The organism is uncultured Sphingomonas sp. (assembly GCF_964021865.1).
Taxonomy (GTDB): domain Bacteria; phylum Pseudomonadota; class Alphaproteobacteria; order Sphingomonadales; family Sphingomonadaceae; genus Sphingomonas.
The window spans coordinates 16,532-37,016 of the sequence record NZ_CAXIAM010000034.1 but is presented as its reverse complement, the minus strand read 5'-3'; the positions used below and the strand labels follow the sequence as shown (position 1 = coordinate 37,016).

The 20,485-nt window shown below is 67.8% G+C and carries 18 protein-coding genes and 1 pseudogene; 8 read left to right on the top strand and 11 right to left on the bottom strand.

All coding sequences use genetic code 11. The features are described from left to right. The 5 genes from AADI75_RS10405 to AADI75_RS10385 all read left to right on the top strand — a co-directional run. Window positions 1-667 (top strand): hypothetical protein (locus AADI75_RS10405; protein ID WP_341208959.1); only part of this gene is annotated, 667 nt, incomplete at its 5' end. Beyond that, window positions 664-1,398: a hypothetical protein gene (locus tag AADI75_RS10400; protein WP_341208958.1), complete on the top strand. Its 735-nt coding sequence runs from the start codon at window positions 664-666 to the stop codon at window positions 1,396-1,398. The genes AADI75_RS10405 and AADI75_RS10400, both read left to right, overlap by 4 nt. 14 nt (window positions 1,399-1,412) lie before the next feature. After that, window positions 1,413-2,492: a M4 family metallopeptidase gene (locus AADI75_RS10395; protein ID WP_341208957.1), complete on the top strand. Its 1,080-nt coding sequence runs from the start codon at window positions 1,413-1,415 to the stop codon at window positions 2,490-2,492. Continuing rightward, the gene (locus AADI75_RS10390; RefSeq protein ID WP_341208956.1) at window positions 2,492-2,803 is read left to right on the top strand and encodes a protealysin inhibitor emfourin; all 312 of its coding nucleotides are present in this window, start codon (window positions 2,492-2,494) and stop codon (window positions 2,801-2,803) included. Before AADI75_RS10395 ends, AADI75_RS10390 begins: the two co-directional genes overlap by 1 nt. An 81-nt stretch (window positions 2,804-2,884) precedes the next feature. Further along, window positions 2,885-4,642 carry a VWA domain-containing protein gene (locus tag AADI75_RS10385; RefSeq protein ID WP_341208955.1) on the top strand — a complete coding sequence of 586 codons (1,758 nt, stop codon included), beginning with the start codon at window positions 2,885-2,887 and terminating at the stop codon, window positions 4,640-4,642. Between the two features lie 144 nt (window positions 4,643-4,786). On the opposite strand, the gene AADI75_RS10380 is transcribed toward AADI75_RS10385, so the two are convergent. Together AADI75_RS10380 and AADI75_RS10375 are read right to left on the bottom strand one after the other, a co-directional pair. After that, the gene (locus AADI75_RS10380) at window positions 4,787-5,281 is read right to left on the bottom strand and encodes a hypothetical protein (protein WP_341208954.1); all 495 of its coding nucleotides are present in this window, start codon (window positions 5,279-5,281) and stop codon (window positions 4,787-4,789) included. A 189-nt stretch (window positions 5,282-5,470) separates the two neighbouring features. Further along, a protein-coding gene (locus tag AADI75_RS10375) for an IS3 family transposase (RefSeq protein WP_341208953.1) occupies window positions 5,471-6,600 on the bottom strand; the annotation gives its coding sequence in 2 pieces (ribosomal slippage) (window positions 5,471-6,348 and window positions 6,348-6,600; 1,131 coding nt in all). A 132-nt stretch (window positions 6,601-6,732) separates the two neighbouring features. Here AADI75_RS10375 and AADI75_RS10370 point away from each other — a divergent pair. The 3 genes from AADI75_RS10370 (at window position 6,733) to AADI75_RS10360 (ending at window position 13,704) form a co-directional block, all read left to right on the top strand. Next, window positions 6,733-9,900, top strand: coding sequence for a TonB-dependent receptor (locus tag AADI75_RS10370; protein WP_341208952.1), 3,168 nt, complete (start codon window positions 6,733-6,735; stop codon window positions 9,898-9,900). Between the two features lie 443 nt (window positions 9,901-10,343). Further along, a complete protein-coding gene (locus AADI75_RS10365) occupies window positions 10,344-11,828 on the top strand; it encodes a putative 2OG-Fe(II) oxygenase (protein ID WP_341208951.1) in 1,485 nt (494 codons plus the stop codon). 10 nt (window positions 11,829-11,838) lie between these two features. Then, complete coding sequence (locus tag AADI75_RS10360; protein WP_341208950.1) at window positions 11,839-13,704, top strand: sulfotransferase; 1,866 nt, start codon at window positions 11,839-11,841, stop codon at window positions 13,702-13,704. Between the two features lie 3 nt (window positions 13,705-13,707). On the opposite strand, the gene AADI75_RS10355 is transcribed toward AADI75_RS10360, so the two are convergent. From AADI75_RS10355 to AADI75_RS10315, 9 genes and pseudogenes are all read right to left on the bottom strand, one after another. Beyond that, window positions 13,708-13,953 carry a hypothetical protein gene (locus AADI75_RS10355; protein ID WP_341208949.1) on the bottom strand — a complete coding sequence of 82 codons (246 nt, stop codon included), beginning with the start codon at window positions 13,951-13,953 and terminating at the stop codon, window positions 13,708-13,710. Between the two features lie 109 nt (window positions 13,954-14,062). Then, on the bottom strand, window positions 14,063-14,443 hold the full coding sequence (locus AADI75_RS10350) for a hypothetical protein (protein WP_341208948.1): 381 nt from the start codon (window positions 14,441-14,443) through the stop codon (window positions 14,063-14,065). 229 nt (window positions 14,444-14,672) lie between these two features. Continuing rightward, on the bottom strand, window positions 14,673-15,545 hold the full coding sequence (gene rfbA / locus AADI75_RS10345; RefSeq protein WP_341208947.1) for a glucose-1-phosphate thymidylyltransferase RfbA: 873 nt from the start codon (window positions 15,543-15,545) through the stop codon (window positions 14,673-14,675). Then, entirely contained in the window at window positions 15,542-16,429 is an 888-nt protein-coding gene (rfbD, locus tag AADI75_RS10340) for a dTDP-4-dehydrorhamnose reductase (protein ID WP_341208946.1), read from the bottom strand. Before rfbD ends, rfbA begins: the two co-directional genes overlap by 4 nt. Further along, complete coding sequence (gene rfbB, locus AADI75_RS10335; RefSeq protein WP_341208945.1) at window positions 16,429-17,478, bottom strand: dTDP-glucose 4,6-dehydratase; 1,050 nt, start codon at window positions 17,476-17,478, stop codon at window positions 16,429-16,431. Before rfbB ends, rfbD begins: the two co-directional genes overlap by 1 nt. Window positions 17,479-17,489: 11 nt before the next feature. After that, a complete protein-coding gene (gene rfbC, locus AADI75_RS10330) occupies window positions 17,490-18,056 on the bottom strand; it encodes a dTDP-4-dehydrorhamnose 3,5-epimerase (protein WP_341208944.1) in 567 nt (188 codons plus the stop codon). 100 nt (window positions 18,057-18,156) lie between these two features. Further along, window positions 18,157-18,384: pseudogene (locus AADI75_RS10325) on the bottom strand (transposase); the annotation flags it as partial. Between the two features lie 153 nt (window positions 18,385-18,537). Beyond that, on the bottom strand, window positions 18,538-18,894 hold the full coding sequence (locus tag AADI75_RS10320; protein WP_341208943.1) for a hypothetical protein: 357 nt from the start codon (window positions 18,892-18,894) through the stop codon (window positions 18,538-18,540). A gap of 51 nt (window positions 18,895-18,945) precedes the next feature. Beyond that, complete coding sequence (locus tag AADI75_RS10315) at window positions 18,946-20,421, bottom strand: glucoamylase family protein (protein ID WP_341208942.1); 1,476 nt, start codon at window positions 20,419-20,421, stop codon at window positions 18,946-18,948. Window positions 20,422-20,485 lie beyond the last annotated feature (64 nt).

Here is a 20,485-nt window from a genome sequence, read left to right as displayed (position 1 = left end):
ACCGCGCATCGCCTTGCTCGCCGCGGTCGCCGATTATACGGATGCGCTCGCCGCGATCCTCGATGCGCCCAGGACCGATGTGTCCGCCGAGCTGACCGCCTTCGCCGATCAGGCCGACCGGCTTGCGCGGTTCGGCGCTTTCGTCGCGGGCACCGACATTCCCGGCATCACCGCCGCGGCGGCGAGCGAGCACGGGCAGAGCCTGGTCGCGCTGATCGCCTTCGCCGACCAGCTTGCGCGCGAGGCCCGCGACGCGAAAGCGGTGCGCGCGCTCGTCGCGGAGCGCGGCGCGGCGGTCGATCGCGCGCTCGCCGCGCACGCGGTGCAGGTCGACGTATGGGGCAAGGGCGCGGCGCGCACCGCCGACGATCTGTACGGCAATGCCCTGTTTCGCAGCTATCTGCGCGGGCGTGCCGACCTGAGCGCGGCGCAGCGCGAGGAACTCGCCGCGCGGATCTTCGCCGCCCGCGCCGCCGCGCGCGACGGCCCGGCGCGCGCCGCCGAGGTGAGCGCCGCGCTCACGCTCGCCAGAACGGCACAGGCCGGCCTTCGCGACGCGCTCGCCGGACGCTTCACGCCCGAACAGCGCCGCGCGGCCGCGCGCCTGAACATCGATCGCCTCACCCGCGCGATCGGGCTGATCGCTTCGCTGGGGACGCCGCTATGACCGACTTCGCCGCCGCCATCGCAGCTGCCGATGCGCTTGTCGACCAGCTTCAGGGCGTCGTCGAGGATGCGCGCTTCGTCCCGCGTTTCTTCGACACGGTGTTCGGGCTGCGCACCGCGCTCGGCAGCGCGCGCGACCGCCTTGCCGCGGCACCGGTCGCGGGCGACCAGCCGGTCTATGCGACCGTGCAGGATCGCAGCGAGCAGGCGGTGGCGATCGGGGCGGCGCTCACCCCCAACGACGAAGCGGTCGCGCGCTATGCCGCCGCGGTGGAGCGCGCGATCACCGCGCTCGGCCTGCCCGCGGCGACGGCGCGCCCCGCGTTGCGCGGCACGCTCCGCGTCAGGCGCGATCCGCTGCAACGCCTGGCCGCTGCGCCGCCCGCGCCGTATTACACCAGCCTCGTCAAGCTGTTCCCGGTCGAAGCGGTGACGCTCTACCCGCTCGCGATCGAGATCGCGGCGGGGCAGGCGGTGCTGCGGATGCTGTTGATCGGCGTCATCATGCTGTTCGTCGTCGCGTTGCGCTGGTTCGCGACGCAGGATGCGGGTGGCAGTGCGGACGTGCCCGCGATCGCGGTCGCGGTCGTGTCGTTCGCGCTCTACGCCGCGTCGCTGGGCGGGTTCGGCTATCTGCCCGGCGGCGAAGCGCAGACCACGCAATTGCTCGCCTTCCTGACCGTGATGTGGGTCGCGCTGGTGCCGTTCGCGCTCCGCCGCGCCCGTCGATAACAAGGAGAACGCCGATGTGCCGCCGCTCGCACCGCCATTCGCTGCATTGCATCCTGCCGCCTTACATCCTGTCGCGGATCGCCGAACATGGCCCGCCCGAGCTGCGCGCGTCGGCGATGCGCGGGCTGCTGGTCGATCCGACGATCCGGATGGTGCGCGCGACCACCGCCGGCCCGGTGCTCGGCGCGCTCGCACGGTTGCGCGCCGCGGCCGGCATCGTGCCCGCGCCGACCCCGCTGCGGACGATCCGCGACGCCAGGGGCGAGCCGCAGGCGCCGGGCGCGACGATCGTCCGCCGCGAGGGCGATGCGCCAACCGGCGACCCGGCCGCTGACGAGGCCTATGACGGGCTCGGCGCGACCTTCGCCTTGTTCCAGGAGGCGTACGGCCGCAACTCGATCGACGATGCCGGGCTGCCGCTCGACGCGACGGTCCATTACGATCGCGACTATGACAACGCCTTCTGGGACGGGACGCAGATGGTGTTCGGCGACGGCGACGGGCAGCTCTTCAACCGCTTCACGATCGCACTCGACGTGATCGGGCACGAATTGACGCATGGCGTGACCGAAAAGGAGGCGGGGCTCGCCTATTACGGCCAGTCCGGTGCGCTCAACGAGAGCATTTCGGACGTGTTCGGCAGCCTCGTGAAGCAGCATCTGCTCGGCCAGAGCGCCGCGGAGGCCGACTGGCTGATCGGTGCGGGGCTGCTGACCGACGCGGTGCAGGGGGCGGCGTTGCGCTCGATGAAGGCGCCCGGCACCGCCTATGACGATCCGGTGCTCGGCAAGGACCCGCAGCCCGCCGACATGGCCGGGTTCGTGCGCACCAACCAGGACAATGGCGGGGTGCACATCAACTCCGGCATCCCGAATCGCGCCTTCTATCTCGCCGCGACCGCGATCGGTGGCCATGCGTGGGAGCGCGCCGGGCAGATCTGGTACGACGCGCTGCTCGATCCGGCGACGCGCGCCAACACCGATTTCGCGGGGTTCGCGCAGATCACCCGCGACGTCGCCGCGCGCCGCTATGGCGCGGACGGCGCCGAGGCGAAGGCGGTCGCCGACGCCTGGGCGACCGTGGGGGTGCTGTGATGGCCGACGAGGTGCGACTGCGCGTCGAGGGCGGGTTCGCGCATTTTCCCGGCCGCGCGCGCGACCATGCCGTGGCGCTCGACGCGCTCGATGCGCCGGTGCGCGAGCATCTGTGTACGCTTGCCGACGCGGCGGACTTCTTCGGCTGCGCCGCGCCCGACGCGACGCCGCGTCCCGACGCGCGCACCTATACGCTGGCGCTGACGCTCGGCGACCGCTCGCGCGAGTTGCGCGTCGCCGAGCCGATCCGCGACCCGGCGCTCGCGGAACTGGTGTCGACGGTGCGGCGGCTGGGCGAGGGGCGGGGATAGTCGCTGGCAAAATGTCATGACCCGCGCCTAGACTGACCGGCGACGGGGGCCGCCAAGGCGCTCGCGCAAAGGGGAGTCGCCATGTTCGTCCGCCGTGTCACCGCGCTGTTGATCGCGCCCGCCTTGTTGTCGAACGCCGCACCGCCCGGCGTCGCCCCGCGCGCCGGCGCTGACGCGATTTCGCCCGTCCGCTGCACGGTGGCGCCGCCTGAGCGGATGTACGCGCGCGCCCCGGCGATCGCGATGCCGGCGCCCGGTGCACCGCCGCCTCCGCCGCCACCTCCGCCTCCGCCCCCTCCACCAGTGTCGGTGCAGAGCGTCCCGACTCCATCCCCGGTCGTCACCACGTCATCGATCGTCGCGCCCGCTGCGCCGCGCGTCTCACCGCGTACCGCCGGGTCGGCGGCGCCTTATGGTTCCCCCGAAAACACCGAGCGCTACGATGGCCGCCCCGTCGCCACGATCGTCGACACCGCGACCACCCCGGTCTCGACCTTCGCCGTCGACGTCGACACCGGTTCCTACGCCAATATCCGCCGCTTTCTGACCAAGGGGCAGCCGGTCCCGCCCGAGGCGGTGCGCACCGAGGAGCTGCTCAACTATTTCCGCTACGATTATCCGCGCTCGTCCGACCCCGCGCAGCCGTTCAGCATCGCCACCGATGTCGCGGTCACGCCGTGGAACCCGGCGACGCGGCTGATCCGCATCGGACTGCGCGGCGATGACGTGGCGGCGGCGACGCGCCCGCCGGTCAACCTCGTCTTCCTCGTCGACACCTCTGGGTCGATGGACGAACCCGACAAGCTGCCGCTGGTCAAGATCGCGCTGCGCGGGCTTGCCGACCGGCTGCGCCCCGACGACCGCGTCGCGATCGTCGCTTACGCCGGCAGCGCCGGGATCGTGCTGGAGCCGACCGCGCAGAAGAAGTACGTCGACGCCGCGCTCGCGTGTCTTGACGCGGGCGGATCGACCGCGGGCGGGCAGGGGATCGAACTGGCCTATGCCACCGCGCGCGCGCATTTCCGCAAGGGCGCGGTCAACCGCATCATCCTCGCCACCGACGGCGACTTCAACGTCGGGGTCAGCGACAACAAGGCGCTGGAGCAACTCGTCAAACGCAACCGCGACGACGGCATCACGCTCACCACGCTCGGCTTCGGCGCGGGCAATTACAACGAGGCGATGATGGAGCGGATCGCCGACGTCGGGAACGGCAATTACGCCTATATCGACAGCGCGATGGAGGCGCAGAAGGTGCTGGGCGATGAAATGGCCGCGACGCTGGTCACGATCGCCAAGGATGTGAAGGTGCAGGTCGAGTTCGATCCGGCGCGCGTCAGCCAGTATCGCCTGATCGGTTACGAGAACCGCGCGCTGCGCGAGGAGGATTTCACCAACGACGCGGTCGATGCCGGCGACATGGGGGCGGGGCATCAGGTGACCGCGCTCTACGAGGTCGTGCCGGCGGGGTCGCCGGGCTGGACGCCCGCGCGCCGCTACCCCGCCAACCGCCCGCCGGCCGCCGCGCCGCGCGGGGCCGAGGCGTGCTTCGTCAGGCTGCGCTACAAATTGCCCGACGGCACCACCTCGCGCGAGCTGACGCGCGCGATCCCGGCTAGCGCGCTTGCCGCCGCGCGCGCGCCGACCGGCGACCTGGCCTTTGCCGCCGCAGTCGCGGCTTATGGGCAGAAGCTGCGCGGCGACACCTATCTCGGGCGCTTCACCTTCGCCGACGCGCGCCGGCTGGCGGGCAGCCCGCGCGATTACTGGCGGCAGGAGTTCGTGAAGCTGACCACGCTCGCCGAGGCGCAGCAGGCGGGCGGGGCGAGCGGGGAGTAGGGCGCGGCCCTAGAACGTGATGACGTCGACTTGAGTCGTCATTGCGAGCGTAGCGAAGCAATCCAGAGCCGGACCAGGACGCCCTGGATTGCTTCGCTACGCTCGCAATGACGAACGATATGTTCGACCTCACTTCATCATGATCTACGCCCGGCGGCGCACGCGCACGCCGGGCTGGCGGCCGACGGTCAGCTTGTACGAGCCCAATGCCGCGCGCTTGACGACCACCGTCTCGCCGGCACGCGGGGCGACCGCAAACGCCTGTCCGTCGGTCTGGAGCCAGCGCGAGCCGTCCGCCAGCGTGAAGCTCCAGTTGCCGTCGCCGGTCCGCGCGGCCTGCGCCAGTTTGCCGGTCAGCGTGTCGAGCTGGTTGCCGTCGGCGTCCTGCAGCGCCGGCAGGTCGGCGGCGCGGCGGCGTTCACCGAACCGCGCGCGCCGCTCGGCCTCGACCTTCGCGCGGTCGACCACCACCACCTGCCGCGCGGCGATCGCACCGTCGAACGCGCCGGCCGCAGCGTCGAAACATTTCAGCCGCTCCTTGTCGCCCGCGATCGCGCGGCACCGGATCACCGCATCGGCGACCCCGCTGCGATCGGGCGTCACCGGCTCAGCGGCCGCGAAACCGGGTGCGCAAGCCATTAGGATTGCACCAAAAACAGGCAGCGAAACCGCGGATTTGCCTACTCTTCCCTCGTAAAAGGTCAGAAAGTGTAACCTAGCTGCAACAGATGCAAAATTTCGTTGCATTCTACACCAGTTAAGATTGCTCATCATTTCCGCCGTTCGTAGCGTCGACCCAAGCTGACGTGCTCCCCAAAGCTCTACCAGTCATAACTGGAGTCCGGGGTTGTCATGGTGCCCGTCGGGGCGGTGTTGCACAACCCGCCCGGCAGCATCGGCGGGCGTCAGCCCGCCTATCCCGCTATGCGGCCGCACATGGTTGTAGTCGTCGCGCCAGGCCCGCAGCACCGAGCGGGCATGGCCGAGCGATACGAACAGCGTCTCGTTGAGGCATTCGTCACGCAGGCGGCCGTTGAAGCTTTCGACGTACCCGTTCTGCTGCGGCTTGCCGGGTGCGATGTAGTGCCAGTCGATCGGTCGGTCTTGCGTCCACTTCAGGATCGCCAGACTGGTCAGCTCGGTGCCGTTGTCACTGACGATCATCAGCGGCGGTGCGCCCCTCACCGCGATGATGGCGTCGAGCTCACGGGCGACCCGCGCGCCTGACAGCGAGGTGTCGACCACGAGCGCGAGGCACTCGCGCGTGAAGTCGTCGACCACCGCCAGGATGCGGATACGCCGGCCGCTGATCAGCGTGTCGCTGACGAAGTCGAGGCTCCAGCGCTGGTTCGGTCCCTGGGGCAGCGTCATGGGCGCCCGCGTGCCCATGGCTCGCTTGCGACCGCGCCGGCGCCGCACGCGCAGGTTCTCCTCGCGGTACAGCCGCAGCAGCTTCTTGTGGTTCATAACCAGCCCCTCGCGAGCCAGCATGATCCCCAGTCGCCGGTAGCCGAAGCGACGACGCTCCGACGCGATCTCCCGCAGCCGCGACCGCAGGTCGCCATCATCAGATCGCCGATGCGCGTAGCGCATCGACGTCCGATCCACGCTGAAGATGGTACAGGCCCGACGCTCGCTGATGCCAAACAGCTGCCGAGCATGCTCGACAGCCTTCCGCTGAGCGGCAGGCCTCACCAGTTTTTTGAGGCGACCTCCTTCAGCACGGCATTGTCGAGCATCGCGTCTGCCAGCAGCCGTTTAAGCCGGCCGTTCTCTTCCTCCAGCACCTTCAGCTTGCGCGCCTGGGACACGTCCATGCCGCCGTACTTGGCCTTCCACGCGTACAGCGTCGCGCTGCTGATCCCATGCTTGCGACACACGTCGGCGGTCTTCATCCCGCCCTCCTGCTCGCGCAGCACCGCGATGATCTGCTCCTCGCTGAACCTGGTCTTCTTCACGTCCGTCTCCTCACGAAGGCGGACTCTAGCTCAGACTGGCGGAGTTTCAGGGGAGCACGTCAAAGCGCTGCCAGCCAAAGGCGCGATAGAACACGGCTATTCCAAAATGGGGGTCTTATGAAGACGATTTCGATGAGGCGTCGACTGCTCGCCAGCACGATCGTTGCCGGCGCGATGCTGGGCAGCCTGCCCGCCGCGGCGCAGGTCGCGAACGATCCGGCCGGCGCCAGCGCGGGTCCGCTTGAGGGTCAGGCACCGGTCGCGAACGCCGACGGTGACAACAAGGCCGCACAGGGCGGCGACATCGTCGTCACCGGTTCGCGCATCCGCTCGCCGAACCTCGAGGCGACCAGCCCGGTCACCGTCGTCAACAGCGAAGAGTTCAAGCTGACCGGCACGACGCGCACCGAGGACCTCATCAACGCGCTGCCGCAGGCGTTCGCCGGGCAGAGCGGCAACATCTCGAACGGTTCGAGCGGCATCGCCACCATCAACCTGCGCGGCTTGGGCGCCGAGCGCAACCTGGTGCTGGTCAACGGCCGCCGCGTCGTCCCGGGCGATCCCACCTCAGCCGCGGTCGACATCAACGTTATCCCCGCCGCGATCATCAAGCGCGTCGACGTGCTGACCGGCGGCGCCTCGTCGGTGTACGGTGCCGATGCGGTCACCGGCGTCGTCAACTTCGTCATGGACACCGATTTCGAGGGCTTCCGCCTCGACGGTCAGTATTCGCTGTTCAACCACAACAACCGTGGTGGCGGCGGCATCCGTGACGCGCTGAACAGCAACTCGCCGTACGGCGCGCCGGCCAGCTACCCGACCGGGATGGCGACCGACGGCGGCACGATCGACGTCACCGCGGCATTCGGCACCAGCTTCGACGACGGTCGCGGCCACATCACCGCCTACGCCGGCTATCGCAAGATCAACCCGGTCATCCAGGCAAACCGCGATTATTCGTCGTGCTCGCTGAGCGCGAACACCGCCTCGGTGGTGCAGAGCACCGGCCGGCCCTATGCCTGCGCCGGTTCGGCGACCTCGCCGCAGGGCTCGTTCATCGCGTTCGACGGCACCGGTTCGGACTTCACCTCGACCTTCTTCCAGCCCGGTCAGGGTGGAACGTTCGCGCAGGGCCGTACACCCTACAACTTCAACCCGCTGAACTATTACCAGCGGTCCGACGAGCGCTACACCGCCGGCTTCTTCGCGAACTACGAAGTGTCGAACGCGATCAAGCCGTACGCCGAGTTCATGTTCATGGACGACCGCACCGTCGCGCAGATCGCGCCGTCGGGCGACTTCGGCAACACCACCTCGGTCAATTGCGACAATCCGCTGCTGTCGGCGGCGCAGCAGGCGGTGCTCTGCACGCGTAACAACCTGCTGGTCGCGAACAATCAGTTCGGTCAGCGCGTCGTCGGTCAAGGTGTCTTCGATCAGAGTTCGCCGAAGATTTTCCCGGACACCAATCCGGCGGTCTTCTACGATCCGACGACCGGCGCCGCCTACAACCGTGGCTATGCGCAGATCCTGCGCCGCAACGTCGAGGGTGGTGCACGTCAGGACGATCTCCAGCACACCAGCTTCCGCGGCGTGATCGGGTCGCGCGGCGATTTGGGCAGCGCCTGGTCGTATGACGCTTACTACCAGTACGGCCGCACTAACTTCGCCGAAACCTACACCAACGACTTCTCGATCACGCGCCTCGGCCGTGCGCTCGATGTCGTGGCCAACCCGGCCGGTGGCGCGCCTGTCTGCCGCTCGTTCCTGAGCGGTCAGGACCCGAACTGCGTTCCCTACAACGTCTTCTCGCTCAACAGCGTGACGCCGCAGGCGGTCGCTTATCTCTCGACCCCGGGCTTCCAGCGCGGCGTCGTCAGCGAGCAGGTGGCCTCGGCCAGCTTCTCGGGCCAGCTCGGCGAATACGGGATCAAGAGCCCGTGGGCGAACGAGGGCCTCGGCATTGCGATCGGCACCGAGTACCGCAAGGAAGCGCTCGACTTTAAGTCGGACTCGGCGTTCAGCACCGGCGATCTCGCGGGTCAGGGTGCGGCGACGCTGCCGGTGCAGGGTTCGTTCAACGTCAAGGAAGTGTTCGGCGAGCTTCGCGTGCCCGTCATGTTCGACAGCTTCATCTACAATCTGTCGTTCACCGGCGGCTATCGCTACTCGTCGTACAAGACCTCGGCGGGCCGTGGCTTCTCGACCGACACCTACAAGCTCGAGGGTGAATTCGCCCCGATCCGCGACATCCGCTTCCGTGGCGGCTACAACCGCGCCGTCCGTGCACCGACCGTACAGGATCTGTTCTCGCCGTCGCGCGTCGCGCTCAGCGGCAACGGTGATCCGTGCGCCGACAAGGTGCTGACCGCGGCGGATGCGGGCTGTCTGGCGCAGGGGCTGCGCATCGGCCAGCGTGTCGCTTCCAACCCGTCGGCGCAGTATAACGGTCTGCTCGGCGGCAACCCGAACCTGGTGCCGGAAGTCGCCGACACCTACACCGCGGGTGTCGTGCTGCAGCCGCGGTTCCTGCCGCGCTTCGCGCTGACGGTCGATTTCTTCGACATCAAGGTCAAGAATGCCGTCACCACGATCGGTGTCGACACGATCCTCAACGCCTGCAACACGACGCTCAATCCGGAATATTGCGGGCTGATCAATCGTGACTCGGCAGGGTCGCTGTGGCTGACGCCGCAGGGCTTCGTCGTCAACACCACCAAGAACATCGGTGGTCTGGCGACACGCGGCATCGACGTCGGCGCCAGCTATTCCTATCCGCTGGGTGGGCTCGGTTCGCTGGGCTTTAACTTCAACGGCACGTGGCTCGACCGTCTGGTCACCGACACCGGCGTGACCGGTTCGTACGACTGCGTCGGCCTGTTCGGCCCGACCTGTCTCCAGCCGTCGCCGGAATGGCGCCACAACGCGCGCGTCAGCTTCAGCTCGCCGTCGGGTGTCGGCATGTCGGTGCGGTGGCGTTACTTCGGCAACGTGAAGATCGACGCGACCAACCCGAACTCGAACCTCAACAACACCGCTGCCAGCGGCCCGGCCCCGGGTGGCGTCGCCCGTCCGGGTCTCGCCGAACTGGGCGTACAGAGCTACTTCGACCTGGCGATGACGTTCCGTGTCAACGACGCGTACACGTTCCGTCTCGGCGCGAACAACCTGCTCGACCGCGAGCCGCCGCTGACGGGTTCGCAGGCGTGCCCGGGCGTCGTCTGTAACGGCAACACCTTCCCGGGCGTCTACGACGCGCTCGGCCGTTACATCTACGCGGGCGTGACGCTTAACCTGTAAGGGTTTCGCAGCGCCGAAACAGAGAGGGGCGGGTCCACGCGGACCCGCCCCTTTTTGGTTGGGGGGGCGTGTCTTCGGTTCGAATATCCTGATCGTCATTGCGAGCGTAGCGAAGCAATGACGGATGAGGGGACGGCGTCGCGATCCCGAGTTCGACCCGCCCGGCCCGAACTCCATTCCCCGTCACCCCGGCGAAGGCCGGGGCTCCGTTGGGGGACGCTGATGACAAGCGTCGCGCTTCGTCTCGTCGGCTTTCCCAACTGGACTCCGGCCTTCGCCTGGGCGACGTTTCAATTGCGAAAGATCACACCACACCGTCATCCCGGACTTGATCCGGGATCCCGCTTCTTCTCTCGGCCGTCAGGAAGAAGCGGGGCTCCGGCTCAAGGCCGGGGCGACGGAATGGCCGACGATCAACCTGTTATCGAAGCCGGATCGAAACCATGTCCTCCACCCGAGCCACTGCCACCACGCTCACCGCACAGGTCGCCCGCGCCACCGCGACGTGGCGCGAGGGCGACGCGATCACCGCGCTGACCGCCGCGCTCGACCGTACCCCCGATGACGCGGCACTGTGGCAATTGCTCGCCGCCGCGCAGCGTTCGGCGCAGGACCATGCCGCTGCGCTCGCCGCCGCACGTCACGCTGCGGCGCTCGCACCGAACGACGCGCTGATCGCGCACACGTTCGCCCGCGTCGCCATGGAGGCCGGCGAGCCCGCGGTCGCGTTGTTCGATCGCGCGCTCGCGCTCGCGCCGCTCGATGCCGGGGTGATGCTCGGCCGCGCCGCCGCGCTGGTCGCCGAAGGGCAGGGCGATGCCGCTGCGTCCTTCCTCGCAGACGTGCTGCGCCAGCATCCCGGCTGGTACGACGGCCATGCCACGCTCGCGCGGCTGCGCTGGCAAGCCGGCGACCGTCGGGACTATGCCGCCAGCTATGCGGCCGCGCTCGCGACGCGCCCGCATGACGGTGTACTTTGGCGCGACCATGCCGCGACCGTCGCGCGCGCCGGCCAGACCGATGTCGCGCGCCGCATCGTCGCGCAGGCACGCGCCGCGGTCGGCGCGAGCCGCACGCTCGACTTGCTCGAGGCCGGCACCTTCTCCGAGGATGGCGATGTCGCCGCGGCCGATCGCCTGTACCGCGCGCACCTGCCGATCGCGGATACCGAGGCGCTCGCCGGTTACGTCCGCCATCTGCTGCGCGCGCGCCACGCCGACGCCGCGCGCGCCGCGCTGGAGGGGCGGCTGACGCATGAGACACACGATCTGTGGCCGCTCGCCGCACTGGCGTGGCGGCTGACCGGCGACCCGCGCAACGACTGGCTGGAGCGGGGCGGGGCGTTCGTGCGCGACTTCGATCTCACCGCACAGCTTGGCCCGATCGACGAGCTCGCCGCGACGCTGCGCACGCTCCACCGCACGATCGCCGCGCCGCTCGACCAGTCGCTGCGCGGGGGCACGCAGACCGACGGTCCGTTGTTCGCACGGCAGGAGCCGGCGATCGTGCGGTTGCGTGATGCGGTCCACGCGGCGGTCGCGCGCTATGTCGCCGATCTGCCGCCCCCCGATGCGGCGCATCCGCTGCTCGCACCACGTCGTGACGCGCTGCGCTTCGCCGGATCATGGTCGGTGCGGCTCACCGATCGCGGGCATCACGTCGATCACGTCCATCCGGCGGGCTGGATCAGCTCGGCCTGCTATGTCGCGCTGCCCGACGCGCAGCCGGGGGAGCCCGAGCAGACGGGCTGGCTCAGCCTCGGCGACGCGCCGTCGTTGATCGGCGACGCGCTCGCCCCGTGGCAGACGATCGCACCGCAGCCGGGGCGGCTGGTGCTGTTCCCCTCCTATATGTGGCACCGCACGCATCCGTTTGCGGCTGGCGAGCGACTGACCGTCGCCTTCGACATCGCACGGCCACCGCTTTAGGGTTCTTGATATGACAGACGTTTCCGAGCTGATCGCCGCCGCGAGCGCGCGCGCGCGCGCCAATGATGCCGCCGGCGGGCTCGCGCTGATCGAAGCCGCGTTGCAGGACACGCCCGACGAGCGCGCGTTGCTCGAATTCGGCGGCCTGCTCGCCGCGCATTCGGGCAGGACCGACCGTGCCGCGGCACTGTTCGCGCGACTGCTCGCGCTCGAGCGCGGCAACGATCCGGCGCGGATCAATCTCGCCACCGCGTTGATGAGCGCAGGGCGCGCCGCCGAGGCGCTGGGCGTCGCCGATGGTCATGCGCACGCCAAGCTGCGGCTGCTCGCCGCGCATGCGCGCGTCGCGACCGGCGCGGGCGAGGCGACGGATTACGAGGCGATCGTCGCCGCCGACCCGCGCGACTATCGCGCGTGGAACAACCTCGGCAGCGCGCGGCTCGCGGCGGGTCGGGTGGACGAGGCGGTCGCGGCGTTCGACGAGGCGGTGCGCCATGCGCCGGGCGACGTCCGGCTCTACATCAACCTCGCGCAGGCGCTGCGCGACACTGGGCGCTTCGACGTTCGCCAGCGCGTGATGCGCGATGCCGCCGCGCTCGCACCCGACGATCCCGAGGTGCTGCTCGAACTCGGCACCGCGGAGGCCGCGTGCGAAAACCCGGTCGCCGCCGAACAGGCGCTGCGCCGCGCGATTGCGCTCTCCGATGGCTATACCGGCGCTTTCGTCGAACTCGGACTGCTGCTCGAAAGCGTCAACCGCATCGACGAGCTGGAGCAGGTGGTCGACGCGCTGGCGGCGCGCGCGCCCGATGCGATCGAGCTGGATTTCCTCCGCGCCTGGGTTGCGCGCCGCCGCGGCCATGTCGCCGAGGCGCTCGCGCTGGCCGAGCGCGTGCCCGCCGAGATCCACCCGTTGCGTCGGCATCAGTTGCTCGGCGATCTCTACGATCGGCAGGGCCAGCCAGAAAAAGCCTTCGCCGCGTTCACCGCGATGAACGCGGCGGCGGAATCGCTCTATCCTGCCGCACCGGGCGCGACCTATCGCGATCGGCTAGGGGTAATTTCGGCGCAATTGACGCGCCGACAGGTCGCTTCTTGGCACCCGGTCGCGCCCGATCCGCACCGCGGCGCGCCGGTGTTCGTCGTCGGTTTTCCGCGCTCGGGCACCACCTTGCTCGACACGTTGTTGATGAACGTCAACGGCGTACATGTCCTTGAGGAAAAACCGTTTCTCGCGCTCGCCACGCAGTCGATGGGGCTGACCGAGGAGGGGCTGGCGACGCTCGACGATGCTGGGGCCGCCGCGCTGCGGAAAAGCTATTTCGATCAGGCGGATGCGGTCACCCCGCCGGGCACGCGGCTGCTGGTTGACAAGCACCCGCTCCACATGGTGCGCATCGCGACGATCCACCGGCTGTTTCCGACGGCAAAAATCGTGCTGGTCGAACGACATCCGTGCGATGCGGTGCTCAGCTGCTTCATGGCCAACTTCCGGCTCAACACCGCGATGCGCAGCTTCACCACCCTCGACGAAACCGCCCGCGTCTACGACGCCGCCTTCACGATTTTCGAGCGCGGAATCAGTCTCTTCCCTGAGCTGCAAGTCCACCGCGTCCGCTACGAACGGATGATCGCGGACCTCGAACCGGAGCTGCGCGCGTTGTTCGACTTCCTCGGCCTCGAATGGCACGCGCATTATGCCGACCACCGCAAAAGCGCCCTCGCGCGCGGCCCTGTAAAAACAGCCAGTTACGCTCAGATCACCGAGCCGCTCTACACCCGCGCGCTGGCGCGCTGGGAACGCTACCGCACGCCGCTGGCACCTGTGATGCCGATCCTCGCGCCGTGGATCGACGCGCTCGGCTACACGGACTGAGCCTTAGTTGTTCTTGTAGCGATTGGCCTGAACGCGTTCGATATCCTGCTGATTGATGGCCTTTTCCGCCGCCCAGTCGCGCGCGGACATGCAGCGCTTGGTCTTGGCGAGGCGGCTGCCGGTGCTTTCTTCGGAACGGCAGATGATCTTGTCGGGATCGTTCGCGACCGCCAGCTTCTGGTCGCGCGCGACCGCACCCGCCGCCGACATCATCGCCACTGCCGCCAATCCCACACCAACATAGCGCATCAGAACAACTCCCCGGATCGCCCCAGCGATCGATGCGCGAATGTCGTGCGGTTCGGCGGGCGCGTCAATCCCGTTTGATAAACTGCTAACCAGCTGAAATTGCGTCGCTTTATTGTCGTCCGGTCCTCAACAGGTCGGCGTGCGTCCAGTCCGCATCTGCGCGGACCCTGCTGGATTGCCCGGTGCTGTCGAGGCTGAGCGGATTGTTGTTGCGCACCGCGCGGGCATAGCGCGCGTTGATCGCATCGAGCCGCATCTGGATCGACGCGCGACTGTCCGCCGACAACGCGCCGCCGTCGCGCTGTTGCTGGATCAGCGCCACCTTGCGCAGCGCCAGCAGATCCTGGCGATAGGTGTTGGCGATCTGGTCGGGCAATGCGCGAACCACGGTTCCCGTCGCCGAAAACACCGGCCCCGCCTGCGCTGCGACCGGTGCCAGCAGCATGGCGCCAGCCGCGACAAAGATCCGTGGCGAGAAAACGAGGATCATTGCGTGCTCCCACAATATCGCAGCGATCAGTCACTGCATGATAACGGAAGTGTGTTGCTCGCCTTGTCAAAGTCAATGCTACTGCGTCGCTTTGGTCGACGGTGATGCCTTATATCGGTCGATCTGCACTCGGCGATGCCGGCAACCAACACCGCGACATTCGGATCCTCTCGGCTGCGGGAAGCGATTTCTGTCTGATCCGCACGCGGCCGGGATGACTCTTTGTGTCTTAGCCTCCAACCCCTACTGCTCGGAGGATTGCGCGGCCATAGGCAGTCTTGACGAACTTCTCTCCGCTGGCTCGAGCCTGTTCGGCGGTGATGAAGCCTTGTTCGAACGCGATCTCCTCAAGGCACGCGATCTGGATACCCTGCCGGTGCTGGAGCGTGCGGACGAACTCGCTGGCCTCCAGCAGGCTGTCGTGCGTGCCGGTGTCGAGCCAGGCATAGCCACGCCCCATCTGTTCGACGTACAGATCGCCGGCCTCCATATAGAGGCGGTTGAGATCGGTGATCTCGAGTTCACCGCGTGCCGAGGGTTTCAGATCGCGCGCCATGTCGACGACGCGGTTATCGTAGAAATACAGGCCGGTGACCGCATGGTTCGACTTCGGCTTCTCAGGCTTTTCCTCCAGGCTGAGCGCTTTGCCGTTGGCACCCAGTTCGACCACGCCGTAACGCTCCGGGTCCTCGACGCGGTAGCTGAACACGGTCGCGCCGTGCGTCCGCGCCACCGCGCTGGCCAGCAGGTCGGTCAAATGCGCGCCGAAGAAGATGTTGTCGCCCAGCACCAGCGCGACATTGTCGCTGCCGATGAAGTCGGCGCCAATCGTGAACGCCTGCGCCAGCCCCTCGGGCCGCGGCTGCTCGGCATAGGCGATCGATAGCCCGAATGCGCTGCCGTCTCCGAACAACCGCTGGTAATTGCCGAGATATTCGGGGCTGGAGATGATCAGGATCTCGCGGATGCCAGCGAGCATCAGCACCGACAGCGGGTAATAAATCATCGGCTTGTCGTAGACCGGCAGCAACTGCTTGTTGACCGCCAGCGTCGCCGGGTGGAGCCGCGTGCCCGAGCCGCCCGCCAGGATAATGCCCTTCACTGCTTCGCTCCGATCAATTCGTCGAGGATGTCGCCCAGCGCGTCGCGCCACGGACGGGGGGTGATACCGTAGGCATGCTCGATCGCATCATGCGCGAGCAGCGAATTGGCGGGACGACGCGCCGGGGTCGGGTAATCCGCGGTTGCGATCGGCTCGACCGTCGCAGTCGCGCCGCCACGCGTGGCGGATTGGCGGAAGATCTCTTCCGCGAACCCCGCCCAGGTCGTCGCCCCGGCATTGCTGAAATGAAAGGTGCCGGTCGGCGCCTCAACATCGTCGGCGAGACGCATCGCGATGCCGGTCAGCGCCGCGGCGAGGTCCGCCGCGCCGGTCGGGCTGCCGTGCTGGTCGGCGACGACGCGCAGCGCCCCGCGCTCTCCACCCACGCGCAGCATCGTCTTGACGAAATTGTTGCCGTGCGCCGACACCACCCAGGCGGTGCGGACGATCGCGTGTCGCGCGCCGCTGGTGCGCACCGCCAGCTCGCCGCCCAGCTTCGACGCGCCGTACACGCCGAGCGGGGCGACCGCGTCATCGACGCCCCACGCGCCCTGCTTGTCGCCCGGAAAGACGTAATCGGTCGATACCTGCACCAGCGGAATGCCTGCCTTTGCACAAGCGGCGGCGAACGCGGCCGGGGCAAGCGCATTGACCTGCCACGCCACGACCTGATCGCTCTCGGCCTTGTCGACCGCGGTATACGCCGCGCCGTTGATGACCGCCGCCCACGGCCGCTCCGCCATCTTCGCCGCGATCGCCGCCGCGTCGGTGAGGTCGAGCGCGGTGCGGTCCAGCGCCACCACCCGCCAGCCTTCAGGCAGGCGCGCGCGTTGCAGTTCCTGCCCGAGCTGCCCGTTCGCGCCGGTGATCAGCAATTCGCGCATCACGCAATCCCGCGCCGCTCGGCTGCCTTGGCCGCGACCAGCGGGCGCCACCAGCTCTCGTTATCGAGATACCAGCGCACCGTCTTCTCGATCCCGGTCTCGAACGTCTCCTGCGGGTGCCAGCCGAGTTCGTTGCCGATCCGCGTCGCGTCGATCGCATAGCGCTTGTCGTGGCCGGGTCTATCGGCGACCGAGGTGATCTGTTCGGCATAGCGCGCGCCATCGGCACGCGGGCGCAGCCGGTCGAGGATCGCGCAGACGGTGCGGACGACCTCGATGTTCTGCTTCTCGTTATGCCCGCCGACATTGTAGGTCCGCCCGACCTGCCCGCGCTCGAACACCGCCTGCAGCGCGCGGACATGATCCTCGACGAACAGCCAGTCGCGCACCTGATCGCCCGCGCCGTAGACCGGCAGCGGCTCGCCCGCGAGCGCCTTGGCGATCATCAACGGGATCAGCTTTTCGGGGAAGTGATACGGCCCGTAATTGTTCGAGCAATTGGTGATGAGCACCGGCAGGCCATAGGTATGCCCCCACGCACTGACGAGATGATCCGACCCGGCCTTCGACGCCGAATAGGGCGAGCGCGGATCGTAGGGCGTGTCCTCGGTGAACAGCCCGTCCTCGCCCAGCGAGCCGTACACCTCGTCGGTCGAGATATGGTGGAAGCGGAACGCCGCCTTCGCCGCGTCGTCGAGCGCCAGCCAATAGGCGCGCGCCTCGGCGAGCATCGTATAGGTGCCGACGACATTGGTCTGCACGAACGCGCCCGGCCCGTCGATCGAGCGGTCGACATGGCTCTCGGCGGCCAGATGCGTGACGACGTCCGGCCGGAACTCCGCGATCGCGGCGCGCAGCGCCTCAGCGTCGCAGATGTCGCCTTGCACGAAGCGATAGCGGTTCGACCGCGCGACGCGCTCGACCGTCGACAGCGTGCCGGCATAGGTCAGCTTGTCGAAGTTGAGCACCTCATGCTCGGTGTGTTCGATCAGGTGGCGCACCAGCGCCGAGCCGATGAATCCGGCGCCGCCGGTGACGAAGATGCGCATGTATTCGGTCCTCAGGCGAGCGGCGTCAGCGGACTGCCGTCATAGACGAAGGGGCTGTCGAAGTCGGCGAGCGTCGGCTGCACCTTGTCCTTTTCGCTCAGCTCGGGCGTGACGCCGGCGGGTATCGGCCAGTCGATGCCCACGCTGTCCCAGCGGATCCCGCCGTCATGCGCAGGGGCATAGGTATCCGAGCATTTGTACGTCACCTCGCAATCGGGCTCGAGCGTGACGAAGCCGTGTGCGAAGCCGATCGGGATGAACAATTGGTGGCCGTTCTCGGCGCTCAGTTCCGCCCCGACCCATTGCCCGTAGCTCGGCGAGCCCGCGCGCACATCGACCGCGACGTCGAAGACCCGCCCGCGGATGCAGCGCACTAGCTTGTCCTGGCCGCGCGGCGGGGTCTGGAAATGCAGGCCGCGCAAGGTGAAGGCGGGTGCGGAAAGCGAGTGATTGTCCTGCACGAACGTGCAGTCGATCCCGAGCGCGGCGAACGTGTCGCGGTTGTAGGTTTCGGTGAACCAGCCGCGCGCGTCGCCGAAGCGGCGTGGGCTTATAAGCTGAACAGGGGATTGTTGCACGGTCGCGGCTATACGGTTCGACCATGGCTGATCGCAACCGTCTTCTATACGGGGCGATCTGCTACCGGTGACGTATGACGATCCCTGGGTTAGCATCTGCTGAAGCCAGCCCCTCCATCATCCCAGCTAACACTCCGGCTTCTTCCCGGTGCTTCCATCGGATGTATTGCGTCCTGTGATGCCATAATCTTGCGGCGCATCTCGCCAGCGTAGCCCACTTCGATTGACGAAGACGATGCCGCTCAGAACCCGCCTGTTCGCGACACGCAATTTGCCGTGGCTCTTGGGGAAAGAACGTTCAAAGCCGCTCTGCCTGCTCATCGGTCACGCCAAAAGGGTCGGTCGTCCCGCTTTGCTTACGGAACCGATAGGATCATGTGTCCCGCACTGATGGGTTCCGATTCTAGCGGGATCGTGCCACTGTATTTTGCGTCTAAATCAAGATGACCAAGCGCTCCCGATAATACATCTTATGTAAAAACTACCGATCCGTCACCCACGTCTCCGCCTCCTCGACGGTGGTGAAATACGCCGCCTGCCGTTCCGATGCCGCGCGCTTGATCTGCAGCCGCGCCAGCGAGCGCGCCACCACGAACGCCAGCCGGCGCGATGCCTCGCGCGGGTCGCCCAGCACCTGCTGGAACGCGGTGACGGTTTCCTGCGACTGGATCTGCATCGCGCGCATGTCGACCAGCGTCACATGCGCGTTCGGCGCGCAGCGCAACTGGCGGTGCGCGGCGTCACGGGCAGCGACGAACCGCGCGACGTCGTCGGGGGTGAAGAAGCCTGCCAGCGTGATGCGCACCAGATCGCGCGATGGGTCGACATCGAAGGACATGCGGGGCGTCATCGGCGACCCTCTAACGGTTAACCGTTCAAAATCATTTACTTATGTCGGTGAAAGCCACCCGCCGGTAAAGCCCGCGCGCTCCAGCCCGGCGCGGATGTACGGGTTCTTCTGCATCGTCTTCCAGATCAGCCCACTGCGCCAGTTCTCGATCATGCACGCGATCGGCCCCTGGTCGATGCCGAGGAAATCGTCCGCGACCCAGCCGATATAGGGCACCACCTTGCCGTGCTGCAGCTTGACGTCGGTCAGCGTCAGCGTCGGGTTGAAGCTGTCGCGAAAGCCATAGCGGTCGTAGATCGCGGTGCCGTATTGCGAATACATCGCGCGTGCGGCGGGCAGCACGATCTCGGGCGCGAACGCCACCGAGCCGAGCGCGGCGGTCGGGGCGATCGTCCCGTCGTCGCGGTCGCCGGGGCCGCGTGCGGAATAGGAGAAGAACTCGCGGTTGCGCCCGTCGATCTCGCGCACGAAATCGCCGGGGCCATCGCACGCGGTCAGCCCCCAGACGTTCTCGCCATAGCCGCGCCAGCCGGCGGGGTTGTTGATCGCGTAGCGGCGCTGCGCATAGGTCGCCCGCCGGCTGTTCTCGAAATAGTCGAACCCGCGCCGCTTCGAGTAAGTGTCCATCAAACCACGGAAATCGATCCACACCTGGCTGTATTGATGCCCGAACAACGGCGGGAAGGCGGTGAAGGGGTTGGCGTAATTCTCGTCCCACGACGGGTCGAACTTGGCGGTCCATTCGTCCCAGGTGGTCGGCGGCAGCGCGTGCGTCGGCGAGCCGAGCGCCAGCACGTAGAGGATCAGGCTTTCGTTATAGATGTTCCAGTCGGAGCCGATGAACCCGCTCTCGGGATGCCAACCCATTGATACGAAAGGCTTGCGCGGGGTGATCCAGTCCCATTCGACCGCGCGGTAGATCTGGTCGGCGAGCGCGCGGATCTCACGTTCGGCGGGATCGGTGTCGTCGTCGAACCATGTCTGCGCGAACAGCACCCCGCCCAGCAGCAGCGCGGTGTCGATCGTCGAGAGCTCGGTTTTGGCGAAACGGTGCCCCTTGGTGACGCCGAGGAAGTGATAATAGAAGCCTTTATAGCCGCTGGTGCCCTCTTTTGCCGGCCCCTGCGGGGCATCGGCGAAGAAGCGTAGCGTCGCGAGCGTGCGCTGTGCGGCAGCCGCGCGGGTGACCCAGCCGCGCGTCGCCGCAATCGGATAGGTGGTGAGCGCGAAGCCGACCGCGGCGATCGACGCGAAGCTGGGCGTCGGCCAGCGATCGGGGGCGAGGCCGGTGACCTGATCGGTGGTGTTCCAGAAATAGCTGACGGTGCGGCGCTGGATGTCGTCCATCAGCGGGTCGCTGGCGCTGGCCGGCGTGGTGCCGATCTCGGGCAGCACGCCGGGAAACGCCAGCCGCGGCGCCTGTTTCGGCGCGAGCGGCCCGGCGGTACACCCTGCCAGCCACCCCGCCCCGCCGAGCGCGGTCGCGCGCAGGATATCGCGTCGGTCGAACGTCATGCGTTTTGCGCACCCTCTCCTGTCATGCTTGGCTTTCCAATCGTCACCCCGGCGAAGGCCGGGG

Excerpts from the sequence above, each read along its gene's own strand:
- AADI75_RS10390 (WP_341208956.1), top strand. The coding sequence starts at position 2,492 with ATGGCCGACGAGGTGCGACTGCGCGTCGAGGGCGGGTTCGCGCATTTT.
- AADI75_RS10315 (WP_341208942.1), bottom strand. The coding sequence starts at position 20,421 with ATGACGTTCGACCGACGCGATATCCTGCGCGCGACCGCGCTCGGCGGG.
- AADI75_RS10380 (WP_341208954.1), bottom strand. The coding sequence starts at position 5,281 with ATGGCTTGCGCACCCGGTTTCGCGGCCGCTGAGCCGGTGACGCCCGAT.
- rfbB (WP_341208945.1), bottom strand. The coding sequence starts at position 17,478 with ATGCGCATCTTCGTCACCGGCGGCGCCGGATTCATCGGCTCGGCGCTG.
- AADI75_RS10320 (WP_341208943.1), bottom strand. The coding sequence starts at position 18,894 with ATGTCCTTCGATGTCGACCCATCGCGCGATCTGGTGCGCATCACGCTG.
- AADI75_RS10350 (WP_341208948.1), bottom strand. The coding sequence starts at position 14,443 with ATGATCCTCGTTTTCTCGCCACGGATCTTTGTCGCGGCTGGCGCCATG.
- rfbD (WP_341208946.1), bottom strand. The coding sequence starts at position 16,429 with ATGCGCGAATTGCTGATCACCGGCGCGAACGGGCAGCTCGGGCAGGAA.
- AADI75_RS10355 (WP_341208949.1), bottom strand. The coding sequence starts at position 13,953 with ATGCGCTATGTTGGTGTGGGATTGGCGGCAGTGGCGATGATGTCGGCG.
- AADI75_RS10360 (WP_341208950.1), top strand. The coding sequence starts at position 11,839 with ATGACAGACGTTTCCGAGCTGATCGCCGCCGCGAGCGCGCGCGCGCGC.
- AADI75_RS10400 (WP_341208958.1), top strand. The coding sequence starts at position 664 with ATGACCGACTTCGCCGCCGCCATCGCAGCTGCCGATGCGCTTGTCGAC.
- AADI75_RS10395 (WP_341208957.1), top strand. The coding sequence starts at position 1,413 with ATGTGCCGCCGCTCGCACCGCCATTCGCTGCATTGCATCCTGCCGCCT.
- AADI75_RS10385 (WP_341208955.1), top strand. The coding sequence starts at position 2,885 with ATGTTCGTCCGCCGTGTCACCGCGCTGTTGATCGCGCCCGCCTTGTTG.
- AADI75_RS10370 (WP_341208952.1), top strand. The coding sequence starts at position 6,733 with ATGAGGCGTCGACTGCTCGCCAGCACGATCGTTGCCGGCGCGATGCTG.
- AADI75_RS10365 (WP_341208951.1), top strand. The coding sequence starts at position 10,344 with ATGTCCTCCACCCGAGCCACTGCCACCACGCTCACCGCACAGGTCGCC.